Origin of the sequence: Ancylobacter rudongensis, from assembly GCF_900100155.1 — a bacterium.
GTDB classification, from domain to species: Bacteria; Pseudomonadota; Alphaproteobacteria; order Rhizobiales; family Xanthobacteraceae; genus Ancylobacter; species Ancylobacter rudongensis.
In genome coordinates, this window is the sequence record NZ_FMTP01000005.1 from 56,673 (window position 1) to 71,410 (window position 14,738).

A 14,738-nucleotide genomic window follows, 5' to 3' on the forward strand; every position below is an offset into this window, starting at 1 on the left:
GATTATAGGAATCGCCGCCCCGGGAGCAAGGGAAGATGACATTTGCGCCGGACCGAGTTTTGCCAGGAGCCCGCCAGCGGCGGCCGGGTTATGCTTAACACGGCCTTTACCAAGCCCCGGCAAAGTGGCCGGCGAGAAAATCCCGGAGGATCCCCCTGCCGTGTTCGTGAGTTGAACCGTCTGTGGGCTGTGGTCAGATCGTCGCCGAATCCCTGCCGGGAGAGGCGAGGCCGGTCTGTCCGGGGCGGGAACAAGCGGAGAAGTCGATGTCCGGTCGCGGCGTAACGGGTAAGGTCGAGAGGCGCGGCGTGGTTTGCCGGAGCGCAGGCGCAACGCGGCTGTTGACGGTGGCGGGTCTCGCCCTTGCGGCTGCCAGCGGCACCGTTCTTTCCGTTGCGGCGCAGGAGAGCGGCGCGGCGACGACCGGCAGCGCCATCGCCGTCGGCCGCGCCGGCCATGGTACCGGCGATGATCGCCCCGCTTTCGATGCCGGCGCGGCGGGTATGCTGCGCTCGGGCGAGGCGGCGGCGGCCCTGTCGGCGATCGCCGATGACGGCCAGCCCTTCGATGCGCTCGATCCGCGTCGCCCCAGCCCGGCCCGTAGCGCGGCGCTGGCGCTGTACGGCCCGGCCATGCCTCTTGCCGCCGAATCCATTGCTGCCGAGCCTGGCGCGGTGGTTCTGCCCTCCGCGCCGACGGTGGGCGACGGCGCGCCCGGCCTTGGCGAGGGCACGTCTGGCACCGCGACAGATAAGGGTGCCGCACCTGGACCGGCTTTGGCGGCTCCAGCGGCGTCGGCAGGCGAATCGGCATTTGCAATGCGGCTCGCGGCGATCGTCGGGAGCGAGCTGGGGCGGTTTTCCACCCGGTCGGCCGATCGGGAGACGCTGGCCGCCTACTATGCGGCGCGGAATTTCCAACCCGCCTTCACCGACGAGGGCGGCCTCGCCCCGCTCGGTCAGGTTGCGCTCGACACCTTCGCCGCCGCCGGAACCGAAGGGCTCGATCCCGCCGACTACGCCGTGCCGCCGATTCCGGCCGGTGCCGACGCGGCGCAGCGTGCCGAGACCGAGATGCGGCTCGCCGCTGCGACGCTGCTCTATGCGCGCCATGTGCAAAGCGGCCGGTTCGATCCCAAGACGCTGTCCAAGGACATCGACCCGAGCCCGACCGTGCCCGATTCGGCGGCGGTGCTGGCGCGTGTCGGCGGTGCCCGGGACGTGCAGGAGGCGCGCGCCGCCCTTGCCAGCTTCGCCCCGCAATATGACCAGTACCGGCTGCTGAAGGAGCAACTGGCGCAGCTGCAGGCGCAGGGGCAGGTCGTCTCCCACGCTCCCATTCCTCCCGGGCCTTCGCTGCGGCCGGGCGAGAGCGACCCACGCGTGCCGTTGCTGCGCGCCCGCCTCGGCGTTGGCGTCGATGCTGGCGCGCAAGAGGGAGACGAGTTCTATGATGGCCGTCTGGTGGACGCGGTGCGCGCCTTCCAGCGCCTCGCCGGCCAGTCGGTCGACGGCATTGTCGGTCGCAACACGCTGGCGGCGCTGAACGACGCCGGCGCCGATCCGATTCCCGACATCATCGCCAACATGGAACGCTGGCGCTGGCTGCCGCACGAGGTCGCGCCGGCCTATGTGATGGTGAACATTCCCGAATTCATGGTCCGTATCGTGGTGGACGGCAGCCCTGTTCACGAGACGCGGGTGGTGGTCGGCAAGCCGGAGACGCAGACGCCGATCCTCAGCGAGAGCATGCAATATGCGGTATTCAATCCGTCCTGGCATGTGCCGCCGAGCATCATCCGCAACGAGATGCTGCCCAAGCTGAGGGCGGACCCCTATGCGCTGGTGCGCCAGGGCATCGATGTGGTGCGCAATGGCAGGGTGATCGATCCCGGCACGGTGGACTGGCGCCGCGCTGGCACGCAGGGCTATTCGTTCCGGCAGGAGCCGGGTGAGCGCAATGCGCTGGGCCGCATGAAGTTCATGTTTCCCAACAAGCACTCGGTCTATCTGCACGACACGCCGAGCCGGGCGCTGTTTGCCCGCGACCGCCGCGCCTTCAGCCATGGCTGTGTGCGCGTGCATGAGCCGATGGAGTTTGCCGAGGCGCTGTTTGCGCTTGGCCGGCCTGGCGAGGGCTGGAGTCAGCAGCGGCTGTCGCGTCTGCTCGGCGGCAACGAAAAATCACTGCCGTTGAAGAATAAATTCCCCGTCCACCTCGTCTATTTCACAAGCTTCGTGGACGGAAACGGGCAATTGGTGACGCGCGAGGACCTCTACGGCACCAACGCCGCCACCAAATCGGCGCTTGGCATCGGCGGTGCGCGCCAGTTTGCCGACCGCCGGGCGGAAACGGTGCGGCGCTGACGTCGAGAAAGGCAGCCCCGCACCAGCGCCCTGTGGCATGCTGGGCACGGTCGAGCATAAAATGTGGACGGGAGCGGTAATCGCCGGTGAATTTGACCGCGCGGCACTCTTTTGCCACAGTGGGTTCCTAGTCCGAAAGGCAATAGGCGTGGGGGCGGGGTCGTAATGACCTCTTAACCAAACCCGACAAGACTATGTTCACCAAGCGCGGTCCGGGCGCTCCTGCCCGTATCGTCTCAGGAAACGTTGATATCGGGTCCCCGTCCTTGCGCATCACCCTTGCCCTCCGCTCGTCGAAATTCGCCAAGGTCGCCGCCATCGCCGCGGTTGCAACTCTGTGCGGCGCCGATCTGCTGCAGGACGCGGTGGCCAATGGTGACACGCGCACGCTGACCTTCCATCACGTCCATTCCGGCGCCACCGCTACCATCACCTTCAAGCGCAATGGCCGCTACGACCCGGCGGCGCTGAAGCAGCTGAACGTCCTCATGCAGGACTGGCGGCGCAAGGAATCGATCGAGATGGACCCCCGGCTGTTCGACATCGTCTGGGAGGTCTACCGTGAGGTCGATGCGACCCAGCCGATCCAGGTGATCGGCGGCTACCGCTCGCCGGCGACCAACGCGATGCTGCGCTCGCGCTCGCGCGGCGTCGCCCAGACCAGCCTGCACACCCGGGGCAAGGCGATGGACTTCTACATTCCCGGGGTCTCGCTGGCGAAGGTGCGCGAGGCCGGGCTGCGGCTGCAACGCGGCGGCGTCGGCTTCTACCCGACCTCCGGCTCGCCCTTCGTGCACATGGACACCGGCGGCGTACGTCACTGGCCGCGCATGAGCCGGCCCGAACTCGCCCGGGTGTTCCCGGACGGCAAGACCGTGCATGTGCCAGCCGACGGCAAGCCGATGCCGGGTTACGCCTTGGCGCTTGCGCAGGTCGAAGCGCGCGGCAGCGAGCCGGGCGGCGCCGGCGCCGCTTTCGCCGGCCTTTCCGGCGGCAATGATCCCAAGCGCCGGGTGGCGGCGAACGGTGCGCCGCCGAAGAACATCTTCGCCAGCCTGTTCACCAAGGACAGCGACGACGAGGAGGAGGCCGCACCGGCGGCTGCGGCTGTCGAGGAGGCGCCGGCCCGGGTTGCGGCGGCGCCGATCCCGCCTGCGCCGGCCGCGCCCGTCCAGGTCGCGCTGGCCGCTGCCGTTCCCACCCCGACGCCCCGTCCGGCGCTGCCGGCCGCTTCGGCTCCCGCCGTCGCGGCGGCCCCGGCCGAGATCGCGCCGTTTGAGGTGGCTTCCCTCGGCTCCGTGCCGTTGCCCCAGCCCAATCCGCTGCCGCGCGGCGCGGTGGCGTCCGCCGCGCCGGCGCCGCGTCCCGTCGCCTCTCCCGTGCCGTCCAGCGACAGGGCCGACCTTGCCGCGCTCGCCGCCGCCATTCCGCTGCCGGGTACGCCTGAAGCGACCAATGACCGGCAGATCGCAAGTGCCCTTTCCGGCGCGCCGTTGCCGCAGACTCGCCCCAGCGAAATGGGCGGGCTGCCTGAGGTGATTGTGCGCGGCACCAATGGCGAAGGCCCGGCGCTGGCCTATGCCGACGCCGCCGGCAGCGTGTTCGCCACGCCGCGTCTCCAGCCCGGCCGCGCGCCGGAAGCTGGCGCAGCTACCGCCCGCGCCGCCCGTCCGGCAGGAGTGCCGGCCGCGCAAGCCGCGCAAGCGGGCAAGCCGCGTCCCTATTCGCAGGCCATGGTGGCGGAAATCCGCCGCCTGTTCAGCGGCCCCAGCGTCGCCGGCAAGGTTTCCATGCACCTGCCGGAACTCCGCCGCTTCGCCGCTTTCGTGCTGCCGCCGCGCCGCATCGTCGCCGCGCAGTTCAGCCGTGACGGCGCCAAGGGCCTCTCGACCACGCAATTCTCCGGCGAGGCGGTGGTGGCGGTGCCTGTGGTGGCGATGATGACCGGACCCGCCCCGCTCAAGAAGCTCTGACCCCGTTGCGCCAAACGGAACGGGCGGCCATTGGCCGCCCGGTCGGTTGGCTGATCGAAGGGGGGCGGCCGGCGTCAGGTCGGGCTGAGCATTCCCAGCGCCTGCATGTAGAGGTCGACGATGGCCTCGTGCTCGGCGCGCTGGTCGGCGTCCTGCTTGCGGATCTTCAGGATTTCCCGCAGCGCCTTGGTGTCGAAGCCGGTGCCCTTGGCTTCGGCGAAGACATCCTTGATGTCATCGGCAATGGTCTTCTTTTCCTCCTCAAGGCGCTCGATGCGCTCGATGAAGGATTTAAGCTGTTCCTTGGCGAAGCCGGCAGCGGCATCGGACAAAGGCTGATCGTTGGGAATATCGGACATGTGGTCTCCGGGGCATCGGGCAGGGCCCGGCGTCTAGACGGCAATTCGGGCGGCGATAGGGAGCGCAAGCCGGGCGGGTCGTCAAGGCAAAGGCGCGCTCCCGCCATGCCTCAGGGCCGGCTAGCCCCGCTATCCACCGCCAATCCACGCCAGCGCGGCATGTGCCGCGCCGCAGGGCGGCATCAGTGGCCGCCGGGACCGGGGAAGGCCGCCTTCTGCTCAGGGGTGGCCTCGCTCTGGTGGCGCGCCTTCCACTCCTCATAGGGCATGCCGTAGACTGCCTCGCGGCTTGCATCCTTGGTCAGTGGCACGGCGCGTTCCTTGGCTGCGTCAAGCAGCCAGTTGGAGAGGCAGTTGCGGCAGAAGCCGGCCATGTTCATCAGTTCGATGTTCTGCACGTCGGTGCGCGCCTGCAGATGGGCGACGAGCCGGCGAAACGCGGCCGCCTCCAGCTCGGTGCGGGTCTTGTCGTCGAGATCGGTCATCGAAGTCTCCCGGGTAGGTCTTCCGGTCAGATGGGGGGCACTGGGCCAGTCCGCGAGCCATAGGCGCTGGCTTCATGCAATTCCGGGCGGGCGAGGATGTCCGGCAGCAGCCCGGCGAGACGGTCGGCCCAGGCGCGCTGGCCCTCGACCTCGGCAATCAGGTCCTGGCGGATTTCCAGCAGCGTGTTGGCCAGCCCCCGCAGCGTGGCGTGGCGGAACAGGCAGTCGCCGCGCAGCGCGCCGTCATAAGGCTCGTTGTCGCCGACGATGAGGTCGCCGGGCGCCTCCAGCGCGTCGATCAGTTCGCGGGTGAAACGCGGGTCGCTGTCCCACAGCACCGCGGCGTGCCAGGGGCGGGCGAGGCCGCGCCACACCGGCGTGAAGCTGTGGATGGAGAGCAGCACCGGCACCACGCCCTGCGCCAGTGCCGCCTCGATCTCGGCATGGATGGCGTCGTGATAGGGACGGTGGAACAGCGCGAGCCGGCGCTCGATTTCCGCCGCGTCGGCATGGCGGTTTCCCGGGATCACCGCGCCATCCGACAGGCGCATCACCAAGGTGGGGTCGTCCTCGCCACGATTGGGGTCGATCAGCAGGCGCGAGAAGCGCGAGAGCACGGCGGGGCAGCCGAGACGGTGCGCCAGCATGCGGGTGACGCCGGCGGCGCCGATATCATAGCCGATATGGCGTTCCAGCTCGGCCTTGGGCAGGCCGAGCGAGCCATAGGCCGGCGGCAGCGCGTTCGAGGCGTGGTCGCACAGCAGGATCAGCCCCACCTCCAGCGTTCCCGGAATGCGCTCGAAAGCGGGGAAAGGGGGCGGGGCGGCGGTGGTTGTGGAATCGTCCGTCGAAAGGCGGCGCATAATTGCCCGTGAGCTGAGGCGAAGTGTTCAAGAGGATATCGACGTGGGCCCTGCGGTGCCATAGGAATACGCCCGTTTCGCGTCGCGCGGCCGGGATTCGCGTTCGCGCGCAATAAGCAATGGCCGGGCAATGGACCGGCAGGAAGGGCTCCTTCAGGGGCGGGCAGGGTGGTGATGACTGAGGTTTCGGCGCGTAACTTTCTCGATCGCCTGTTTTCCGCTGCGGTTGCGGCCGCGCACCCGTCCACCTGCCTGCCGCCAGCGCTGCCACCGCCTCCCGCTCAGGGCCGCCTGATCCTGCTCGCCGCCGGCAAGGCCGCCGGGTCGATGCTGGAAGTCGCCGAGCGGCATTATCTCGACGAGATGGGCGTCGACCCGTCCCGCCTGGTCGGCATCGGCGTCGCCCGCCACGGCTATGGTCGCCCGACCCGCCAGCTGGAGATGGTCGAGGCCGGCCACCCCGTGCCCGATGCGGCGGGCCTTGCCGGCGCGCAGAAGGCGATCGACCTTGCCACCTCCGCCACGGCCGACGACCTCGTCCTGGTGCTGCTCTCGGGCGGGGCTTCGGCCAATTGGATCGCTCCGGCCTTCGGCGTCGAGCTTGACGACAAACGGGCGCTGACCCGCGCGCTGCTGCGCTCGGGCGCCAACATCACCGAGATCAACACCGTGCGAAAGCACCTGTCGCGCATCAAGGGCGGGCGTCTCGCGGCGCTGGCCCAGCCAGCGCGGGTGGTGACGCTCTCCGTGTCCGACGTGCCGGGCGACGATCCGGCGGTGATCGGGTCCGGCCCCACCGTGCCGGACCCGACCACGCTGGCGGAAGCCCGCGACGTGCTCGCCCGCTATCGCATCGACCCGCCGCCTTCCGTCGCGGTGGCGCTGCGAGACCCTGCCAATGAATCGCCCAAGCCCGGCGACCCGGCCTTTGCCGGTTCCGAGTACATCCTCATCTCCCGCCCGGCCGATTCGTTCGTCGCTGCGGAGAAGATCGCTCGCGAGGCCGGGATCGAGCCGGTGTTGCTGGGCGATAATCTGGAAGGCGAGGCCCGCGAGGTGGCGCAGGCCCAGGCGGCCAAGGCCAAGGAACTGAAGGCGGCGGGCCGCAAGGCGGTGCTGCTCTCCGGCGGCGAACTCACCGTCACCATGCGCGGCCAGGGCCGGGGTGGCCCGAACCAGGAATATGCGCTGGCGCTGGCGGTGGCGCTCGACGGGGCGGCGGGGATCTACGCGGTGGCCGGCGATACTGACGGCACCGATGGCGGCGGCGGTGACGCATCCGACCCGGCCGGCGCCTATGTGATGCCGGACACGCTGGCCCGCGCGAAGGGGCTGGGTCTCGATCCTGCCGCCTTTCTCGCCAATAACGATTCAACCAGCTTCTTCGAGCCCCTCGGAGATCTGCTCACGCCGGGGCCGACTTGCACAAACGTCAATGATTTCCGAGCCGTTCTCGTCGACGAGTGACATTGATTCCCAGGCCGCGCCCGCTGTCCCGGGCTGTCGGCGCGGTGGGCTGGGTCGAGCCGTTCTGGCGGCCGTTCTGGCGTTGCCGGTGCTCGCCACGCTGATGCCGGCGCCAGCGGCAGCGGATTTCCGCCTGTGCAATCGCTCCAGCAGCCGGGTCGGCATCGCGCTCGGCTACAAGGACGGCAATGCCTGGTCGACCGAGGGCTGGTGGAACATCGGCGCCAATAGCTGCGAGACGCTGCTGCGCGGCGATCTGGTGGCGCGCTTCTACTATGTCTACGCCATCGACTACGATCTCGGCGGGGAATGGTCTGGCAAGGCCTTCATGTGCACCCGCGAGAAGGAGTTCACCATTCGCGGCATCCAGGACTGCCTGGCGCGTGGCTTCGACCGCACCGGCTTCTTCGAGGTCGACACCCACGAACAGAAGAGCTGGACCGTCCAGCTGACCGAGAGCAAGACCTCGCAGGCCGAGGCCGGCACGGGCCTGCCGACCGGCGGGCTTGCGCCCTTGCCGCCCATGCCGCCGCCGCGGCCCTGAGAGCGCCGCAACGGCGTTCTGCGGCCTCGCCCGCCGACGTTGTAAACGAAAACCCCGGAGCAGGGCTCCGGGGTGCTTGCGTCGTAGCGATATCAGGTGATGTGCCCGCCGGTTACCGGATCAGGCGCTATCGATCATTCGATCGGCAGCGCCGTGAAACGGATCTGCCCCTCGGGATCGGCCACCATCAGCAGGGCCGAGCGTCGACCCTCCTTCTTGAGCGCGGCGAGGCGGTTCTCGACATCCCCGGGGGTCAGCGTGGCTTCCTGATTGACCTCGACGATGAGGTTGCCCGCAGCGATGCCGCGCTCGGCGGCGACGGAGCCGGCATCGACAGACATCACCACTACGCCCTTGAGCTCATCCTTGATCTTGAAGCGGGTGCGCAGTTCCGGCGTCATCTCCGCCATCTCGACGCCCATCAGCTTGCGGGTCGTCACCGGCGGCGGGGCGTCCGGCTTTTGCTCCGGCGTCTCGGCGGCGCTGGGCGAGGCCGTGCCCTCGTCGAGACGGCCAACGACCAGCTTGAGCGTCTCCTGCTGGCCCTTGCGGATGACGACGACGTCCACTTCCTTGTCGACCGGCGTGTCGGCCACGATGATCGGCAGAGCGCGCATGTCACGCACTTCCTTGCCGTCGAAACTGACGACCACGTCGCCGGCCTTGAGGCCGCCCTTGGCGGCGGGGCCGTCTTCGTTCACCGAGCCGATCAGCGCGCCGCGCGCGCGATCGAGCGAGAGGCTCTCGGCGATCTCCGGCGTGACCTGCTGGATGCGGACGCCGATCCAGCCGCGCCGCGTTTCACCGAATTCCTTGAGCTGGGCGATGATCGGGATGGCGGTGTTTGAAGGCACGGCGAAACCGATGCCGATCGAGCCGCCGGAGGGCGAGATGATGGCGGTGTTGATGCCGACCACGTCGCCTTCCATGTTGAACAGCGGACCGCCGGAATTGCCGCGGTTGATGGCCGCGTCGGTCTGCAGGAAATTGTCGTAGGGGCCGGAATTGATGTCGCGATTGCGGGCGGAAATCACGCCTACGGTGAGCGTTCCGCCGAGACCGAACGGGTTGCCGATCGCCATCACCCAGTCGCCAACCCGCAGAATGTCAGAATTGCCAAACTTCACCGCCTTGAGCGGCTTGTCGGGCTCGGGCGTCACCTTGAGCAGGGCAATGTCGATCTTCGTATCGCGCCCGACAATCTCCGCCTTCAGCTTCGAGCCGTCGGCGAAATTGGCGTAGACCTCGTCGGCATCGGCGATGACGTGGTTATTGGTGACGATGAAGCCGGCGGCGTCGATGACGAAGCCCGAGCCCAGCGAGGAGACGCGGCGCGGGGCCTGATCCTCGCCCTGCTGCTGGCGTCGCTTGAAGAACTCCTCGAAGAATTCCTCGAAAGGAGAACCCGGCGGCAGTTCCGGGGTCGGCACGCTGCGCGAGGGGGCCACGGTCTGCGAGGTGGAAATGTTGACCACCGCATCCATGATCTGGGCGGCGGTGTCGGCCACGGTGTCCGGGCCTTTGGTCGCGGCGGCGCTGGCCGCCTGCGGCAACATCGCCAGTGGTGCGGCAAGGCTGAGGGCGATGAACGCGGCGGCGAGGCGCCGCGCGAGGCGGCCTCCAGCACGGTTGAGTGAGGCGGAGGAAAAGTCCAGCTTCCGGGCCGGAAGCGCAGGGGTTGATCGCTTAAGGCCGGGGCCCTCAAGGCAGTGAATCATGACGCCTCCTTGACGCCGCCACGCGGATCCGGGCGGAACGGCCCGAAATCCAGTGGCCGTTGCGTCAGACGCTACCCGGCGCAAGATGCGATGCAAGCCAAAAGAGCGCGAGGCGGGGCGCGTGGCCCCGCCTCTTTAGCCTCGGATCAGCCAGACGATGGCAAGACCCAGAATGGCGCCGACAATGCCGGCAACCCGCAGCGGCGAATCGGGCAGCTGCGCGATCGCTTCGGCCGAGCGCCGCACTGCCGCCGGGACAGCGGCCAGGGCCAGGCCCTCGATAACCAGCACGAGGCCGAGCGCGACGATGAGATCATACATCGTCGCGCCGCTTTAGTTGGCGGGCACGAGCGGCGCAGCGGGGGCTGGCGCAACAGGCGCAGCCGCCGGGCCGGGAGGCGTGGCCGGGCGGGCCGCCGGATTGCCGAAGAAGCGGAAGAATTCCGAATCCGGCGCCAGCAGCATCCGCGTGTCCGAGCCCTTCAGCGAGGCTTCGTAGGCCTGCATCGACCGATAGAAGTCGAAGAAGCCACGATCCTGATTATAGGCCTGCGCGAAAATCTCGTTGCGCTGGGCCTCGCCCTCGCCGCGCAGCTGGTCGGCGGTGGCATTGGCTTCGGCGACGATGATCGTCGAGTCGCGGTCGGAGCGGGAGCGTATGGTCTGCGCCGCTTCGGCGCCCTGCGCGCGGATTTCCGCCGCTTCGCGTTGACGCTCGGTCTGCATGCGCTGGAACACCGCCTGGCTGTTGGCCTCCGGCAGGTCGGCGCGGCGGATGCGGACATCGATGATATCGATGCCGAAGCCGGCCGCCTCACGGTTCACCTGGTCGCGAATGCGCGCCATCAGGGCCTCGCGCTGGTCGCGCACCACCTCGATGAAGGTGGATTCGCCCAGCACGCGGCGCAGAGACGAGTTCAGGACGGTGGCGAGGCGGGAATTGGCCGCGTCGATGGTGCCGACCGATTGGTAGAAGCGCAGCGGATTGACGATGCGGTAGCGGGCGAAGGCGTCCACGACGAGACGCTTCTGGTCGGCGGCGATCACCTCCTGCGAGGGATTTTCGAGGTCCAGAATGCGCTTGTCGATGAAGATCACGCTGTCGATGAGCGGGATCTTGGCGTGCAGGCCCGGCTCCTCGATGACCCGGATGGGTTCGCCGAGGCGCAGCACCAGCGCCTGCTGGGTTTGGTAGACGCTGAAGAGGGACGAGAAGAGACCGATGAGGACGATGGCGACGACAATCGCGAGAACGAGACCGAGGCTGTTCCTCATTTCGCGGCTCCCTGAGCGGCCGCCGGAGCGGTGGTGCCGCCCGTGAGCGGGGCGAGGGGGAGGTAGGGGACGACGCCGGAGGAGCCGCCTGCCGCAGGATCGATGATCACCTTGTCCATTCCGCCGAACACGCGTTCCATGGTTTCGAGATAAAGCCGCTGGCGCGTGACTTCCGGCGCCTTCTGGTACTCGCCCAGAACGCTAAGGAAGCGCGCCGCCTGGCCTCGGGCCTCGATGATCGCCCGTTCCTTGTAGCCCTCGGCACCCTGGGTGATGCGCGCGGCGTCACCTCGGGCTTCGGGAACTACGCGGTTGGCATAGGCCTGGGCCTCGTTCTGCAGACGCTCGGCGTCGGCACGTGCCGCCTGCACGTCGCGGAAGGAATCGATCACCTGCGAGGGCGGATCGACCTTCTGCAGCTGAACCTGGGTAACGAGAACGCCGGCCCGGTAGTCATCGAGCGTGCGCTGCATGAGTTCCTGTACCGCCGTTTCGATGTTCTGGCGGGCGCCGGTGAGGATGGGCTGAATGTTGGTGCGACCGACCACCTCGCGCATCGCGCTTTCGGCCACGGCCTTGATGGTGCCTTCCGGGTTCTGGACGTTGAACAGGAAGTTGGCGGCGCCGACGTCCTCCGTCGAACCGGCCGCTGCGGGCTTCACCATCCAGAAGACGGCGAAGTCCACATCGACGATGTTCTCGTCACCGGTGAGCATCAGGCTCTCTTCCGCGATGTCGCGAGCGGTGGCGCCACGGCGCGGATCGTCGCCGGTGCGGATGCCGATATCGATACGGTTTACGCGTGTGACCTGGGGGGTCAGTACGGTCTCGACCGGATAGGGAAGATGATAGTTCAGGCCGGGATTGGTGGTCCCGACGAATTTTCCGAAGCGCAGCACCACACCCTGCTCGTCAGGCTCGACGCGGTAGAAGCCCGAGAGCAGCCAGATGACGATGGCAAGCGCCACCACCACCACGATGCCCTTGCCGGTACCGAAGCCGCCCGGGATCGCCGTCCGCAGCTTCTCCTGACCGCGACGGATCAGGTCTTCAAGATCGGGAGAATTCGGTCCCGACGATTGCGGACCAGTGCCCCAGGGGCCGCGCGGTCCACCGCCCCATGGCCCGCCGCTCTGGTTCTTCCATGACATTCCGCGCCCACTCCGTTTGCGCGCCCGGCTTGTCCGGGCTCGCAAGCGCAGAACCGGCAGACGCCACCGTGCAAGAAAACCCGCGCCTCGCCGTCCGAACGACGTGACGAAGCGGTTATAGGTGACGAGGCATCAGGTTACAACGCGCCGCCACCTCCCGATATGGGAACTGCTTCGGGTTTACGCAACGGTAGAGCGCAGGGATCCATTGCGCTCGGTGTGCTCCACCGCCTCGCGGCCGGGCGACGGGCTGCGGTAATGCGCCAGAACATAAAGGCGGATCGCCGATGACAGGTTGCCCTGATTTCGCCCGGAATCGATCGAGGCGACGATCTCCGACAAGGTGCTGCGCCGATTGGCGGCAATCTCCTTGAGGGCGTCCCAGAACTGATCCTCCAGACTGACGCTGGTCTTGTGCCCGGCAATCACGATTGACCGCTTAACCACGGGGCTCTTCATGTCTCGTCCTCTCGTATGCGCCTATGCCCTTCAAGCATTTTTTCCTGCTTTCGTTCCTCGGCCGCGGTCAGCTCACGCTGGTACTTTGGACGACCAAACTCCAAACGCCGGGCAGCGGCGGTTTGTTCCGCCTCGGCGCGCGCGATCCGCTTGCGATGGCGGTTGAGATTCACGATGTCGCCCATGGGCGCCGACCTCCGATAAAAGGGGGCGCAGAATCTGCGCGTCGGGCTTCATTAGTTCTCTCATAATATCGGCGAAAATGGTTCTTTCCAAGAATTTGCGGGTGCATGGTATGTGGCGGCCGTCGCTGCCGCCGATGGCGAAAAGCGTTGCAGGTAGCCGGCTGTTGAGTCCATCGGATACGATGGAGGTGTCCAGGTAGGTCGCAAGCCAAGCTTGCACAGGCCTTGAAGGGGGTAGGTATCACGCGTTTGTGATCGGTAGCCTGGGAACCTTGCGGGCGGCTGTCGCCTGCCCGCCGCCGCATTCCGTCCCTCAGCGCCGCGTGCTAAACGGGCCGCGAGGGCCGATGCCCTGTCCGATTGGGCCACCTTGCCGCACCCGACCTCCGAAAGGCTTTGACCGATGAGCACTACCCGCATCGAAACCGACACGTTCGGGCCCATCGAGGTGGAGACCGACAAATACTGGGGCGCGCAGGCGCAGCGCTCGCTGGGCAATTTCAAGATCGGCTGGGAAAAGCAGCCGCTGCCGGTGGTTCGGGCGCTCGGCATCGTCAAGCGGGCGGCGGCAGAGACCAATCGCGACCTCGGTCATCTCGACGCGGCGCTCGCCGACGCCATCATCGCGGCGGCGCAGGAAGTGATCGACGGCAAGCTCGACGCGCATTTCCCGCTGGCGGTCTGGCAGACTGGCTCGGGTACGCAGTCGAACATGAACGCCAATGAGGTGATCTCGAACCGGGCGATCGAGATGCTCGGCGGCACGCTCGGCTCGAAGAAGCCGGTGCACCCGAACGACCACGTCAATATGAGCCAGTCGTCCAACGACACCTATCCGACGGCGATGCACGTCGCGGCCGCCGAGGAGATCGCCCACCGCCTGCTTCCGGCTCTCGCCAAGCTGCGCGATGCGCTGGGCGAGAAGGCCGCGCAGTGGCAGCACATCATCAAGATCGGCCGCACCCACACCCAGGACGCGACGCCGCTGACGCTGGGCCAGGAATTCTCCGGCTATACGCATCAGGTGGCGAGCGGCATCGAGCGCGTCGAGCAGACGCTGCCGCGGCTGATGGAGCTGGCGCAGGGCGGCACGGCGGTCGGCACCGGGCTCAACGCGCCCGTCGGCTTCGCCGAGAAGGTGGCCGAGCGGATCGCCGCCATCACCGGCCTCCCCTTTACCACGGCGCCGAACAAGTTCGAGGCACTGGCCGCCCATGACGCCATGGTGTTTTCCCATGGCGCGATCAACACGGTCGCGGTGTCGCTGTTCAAGATCGCCAACGACATCCGCTTCCTTGGCTCGGGCCCGCGCTCGGGCCTCGGGGAACTGGCGCTGCCGGAAAACGAGCCGGGCTCCTCGATCATGCCGGGCAAGGTGAACCCGACGCAGTGCGAAGCGCTCACCCAGGTCTGCGTGCAGGTATTCGGCAACAATGCCGCTCTTGGCTTTGCCGGCAGCCAGGGGCATTTCGAGCTGAACGTCTACAATCCCGTCATGGCCTATAACTTCCTGCAGTCAGTGCGCCTGCTCTCGGATGCGGCGATCAGCTTCACCGACAATTGCGTCGTCGGGATCGTGCCGCGCGAGGACAACATCAAGGCGGCGCTGGAGCGCTCGCTCATGCTGGTGACGGCGCTGGCGCCCAAGATCGGCTATGACAACGCCGCCAAGATCGCCAAGACCGCGCACAAGAACGGCACGACGCTGCGCCAGGAAGCGGTCGGCGGCGGCTATGTCACCGATGAGGAATTCGATGCGGTTGTCCGTCCTGAGAAGATGATATCTCCGAGTTAATAACTATTCATGAATCTGAACGTCTATTCATCTTCGTTTCCGAAGGTAATATAGGTTCATTACCGAAGTTTCATTTGAATCTTTGGTGTGAATGACCC

Annotated in this window: 14 protein-coding genes; 5 read left to right on the forward strand and 9 right to left on the reverse strand. The window is 67.4% G+C overall.

The genetic code is table 11. From position 1 onward, the window contains the following. Nucleotides 1-266 precede the first annotated feature (266 nt). Nucleotides 267-2,366 (forward strand): L,D-transpeptidase family protein, encoded by a 2,100-nt coding sequence (locus tag BLO63_RS13650; RefSeq protein ID WP_091441541.1) that lies wholly within the window; start codon nucleotides 267-269, stop codon nucleotides 2,364-2,366. 266 nt (nucleotides 2,367-2,632) lie between these two features. Then, nucleotides 2,633-4,339 (forward strand): peptidoglycan L,D-endopeptidase MepK, encoded by a 1,707-nt coding sequence (gene mepK, locus BLO63_RS13655; protein ID WP_091441542.1) that lies wholly within the window; start codon nucleotides 2,633-2,635, stop codon nucleotides 4,337-4,339. A 74-nt stretch (nucleotides 4,340-4,413) separates the two neighbouring features. Here mepK and BLO63_RS13660 read toward each other — a convergent pair whose 3' ends face one another. The 3 genes from BLO63_RS13660 to BLO63_RS13670 all read right to left on the reverse strand — a co-directional run bounded on the left by BLO63_RS13660 (nucleotide 4,414) and on the right by BLO63_RS13670 (nucleotide 6,046). Further along, nucleotides 4,414-4,698 (reverse strand): DUF2312 domain-containing protein, encoded by a 285-nt coding sequence (locus BLO63_RS13660; protein WP_091441544.1) that lies wholly within the window; start codon nucleotides 4,696-4,698, stop codon nucleotides 4,414-4,416. A gap of 182 nt (nucleotides 4,699-4,880) precedes the next feature. Then, complete coding sequence (locus BLO63_RS13665; protein WP_091441546.1) at nucleotides 4,881-5,183, reverse strand: DUF1244 domain-containing protein; 303 nt, start codon at nucleotides 5,181-5,183, stop codon at nucleotides 4,881-4,883. A gap of 26 nt (nucleotides 5,184-5,209) precedes the next feature. Further along, nucleotides 5,210-6,046, reverse strand: coding sequence for an N-formylglutamate amidohydrolase (locus BLO63_RS13670; RefSeq protein ID WP_091441547.1), 837 nt, complete (start codon nucleotides 6,044-6,046; stop codon nucleotides 5,210-5,212). Between the two features lie 174 nt (nucleotides 6,047-6,220). Between BLO63_RS13670 and BLO63_RS13675 the strand changes: the two genes are divergently transcribed. Continuing rightward, nucleotides 6,221-7,513: a glycerate kinase type-2 family protein gene (locus BLO63_RS13675; protein WP_091441549.1), complete on the forward strand. Its 1,293-nt coding sequence runs from the start codon at nucleotides 6,221-6,223 to the stop codon at nucleotides 7,511-7,513. After that, nucleotides 7,482-8,057, forward strand: coding sequence for a DUF1036 domain-containing protein (locus BLO63_RS13680; RefSeq protein ID WP_091441551.1), 576 nt, complete (start codon nucleotides 7,482-7,484; stop codon nucleotides 8,055-8,057). Before BLO63_RS13675 ends, BLO63_RS13680 begins: the two co-directional genes overlap by 32 nt. Nucleotides 8,058-8,191: 134 nt before the next feature. Here BLO63_RS13680 and BLO63_RS13685 read toward each other — a convergent pair whose 3' ends face one another. The 6 genes from BLO63_RS13685 to BLO63_RS13710 all read right to left on the reverse strand — a co-directional run bounded on the left by BLO63_RS13685 (nucleotide 8,192) and on the right by BLO63_RS13710 (nucleotide 12,845). After that, nucleotides 8,192-9,613 carry a Do family serine endopeptidase gene (locus BLO63_RS13685; protein ID WP_244517888.1) on the reverse strand — a complete coding sequence of 474 codons (1,422 nt, stop codon included), beginning with the start codon at nucleotides 9,611-9,613 and terminating at the stop codon, nucleotides 8,192-8,194. Between the two features lie 297 nt (nucleotides 9,614-9,910). After that, the gene (locus tag BLO63_RS13690) at nucleotides 9,911-10,096 is read right to left on the reverse strand and encodes a DUF2065 domain-containing protein (protein WP_091441552.1); all 186 of its coding nucleotides are present in this window, start codon (nucleotides 10,094-10,096) and stop codon (nucleotides 9,911-9,913) included. A 12-nt stretch (nucleotides 10,097-10,108) separates the two neighbouring features. Continuing rightward, nucleotides 10,109-11,050 carry a protease modulator HflC gene (gene hflC / locus BLO63_RS13695; RefSeq protein ID WP_091441554.1) on the reverse strand — a complete coding sequence of 314 codons (942 nt, stop codon included), beginning with the start codon at nucleotides 11,048-11,050 and terminating at the stop codon, nucleotides 10,109-10,111. Beyond that, nucleotides 11,047-12,201, reverse strand: coding sequence for an FtsH protease activity modulator HflK (gene hflK, locus BLO63_RS13700; RefSeq protein WP_091441556.1), 1,155 nt, complete (start codon nucleotides 12,199-12,201; stop codon nucleotides 11,047-11,049). The genes hflC and hflK overlap by 4 nt, the downstream gene beginning before the upstream one ends. Before the next feature lie 180 nt (nucleotides 12,202-12,381). Continuing rightward, nucleotides 12,382-12,660, reverse strand: coding sequence for a ribbon-helix-helix domain-containing protein (locus tag BLO63_RS13705; RefSeq protein ID WP_091441558.1), 279 nt, complete (start codon nucleotides 12,658-12,660; stop codon nucleotides 12,382-12,384). Next, nucleotides 12,657-12,845: a DUF4169 family protein gene (locus BLO63_RS13710; protein ID WP_091441560.1), complete on the reverse strand. Its 189-nt coding sequence runs from the start codon at nucleotides 12,843-12,845 to the stop codon at nucleotides 12,657-12,659. Before BLO63_RS13710 ends, BLO63_RS13705 begins: the two co-directional genes overlap by 4 nt. 403 nt (nucleotides 12,846-13,248) lie before the next feature. Here BLO63_RS13710 and fumC point away from each other — a divergent pair, with 403 nt between their 5' ends. Next, nucleotides 13,249-14,640: a class II fumarate hydratase gene (gene fumC / locus BLO63_RS13715; protein WP_091441561.1), complete on the forward strand. Its 1,392-nt coding sequence runs from the start codon at nucleotides 13,249-13,251 to the stop codon at nucleotides 14,638-14,640. The last annotated feature ends 98 nt before the right edge of the window (nucleotides 14,641-14,738 follow it).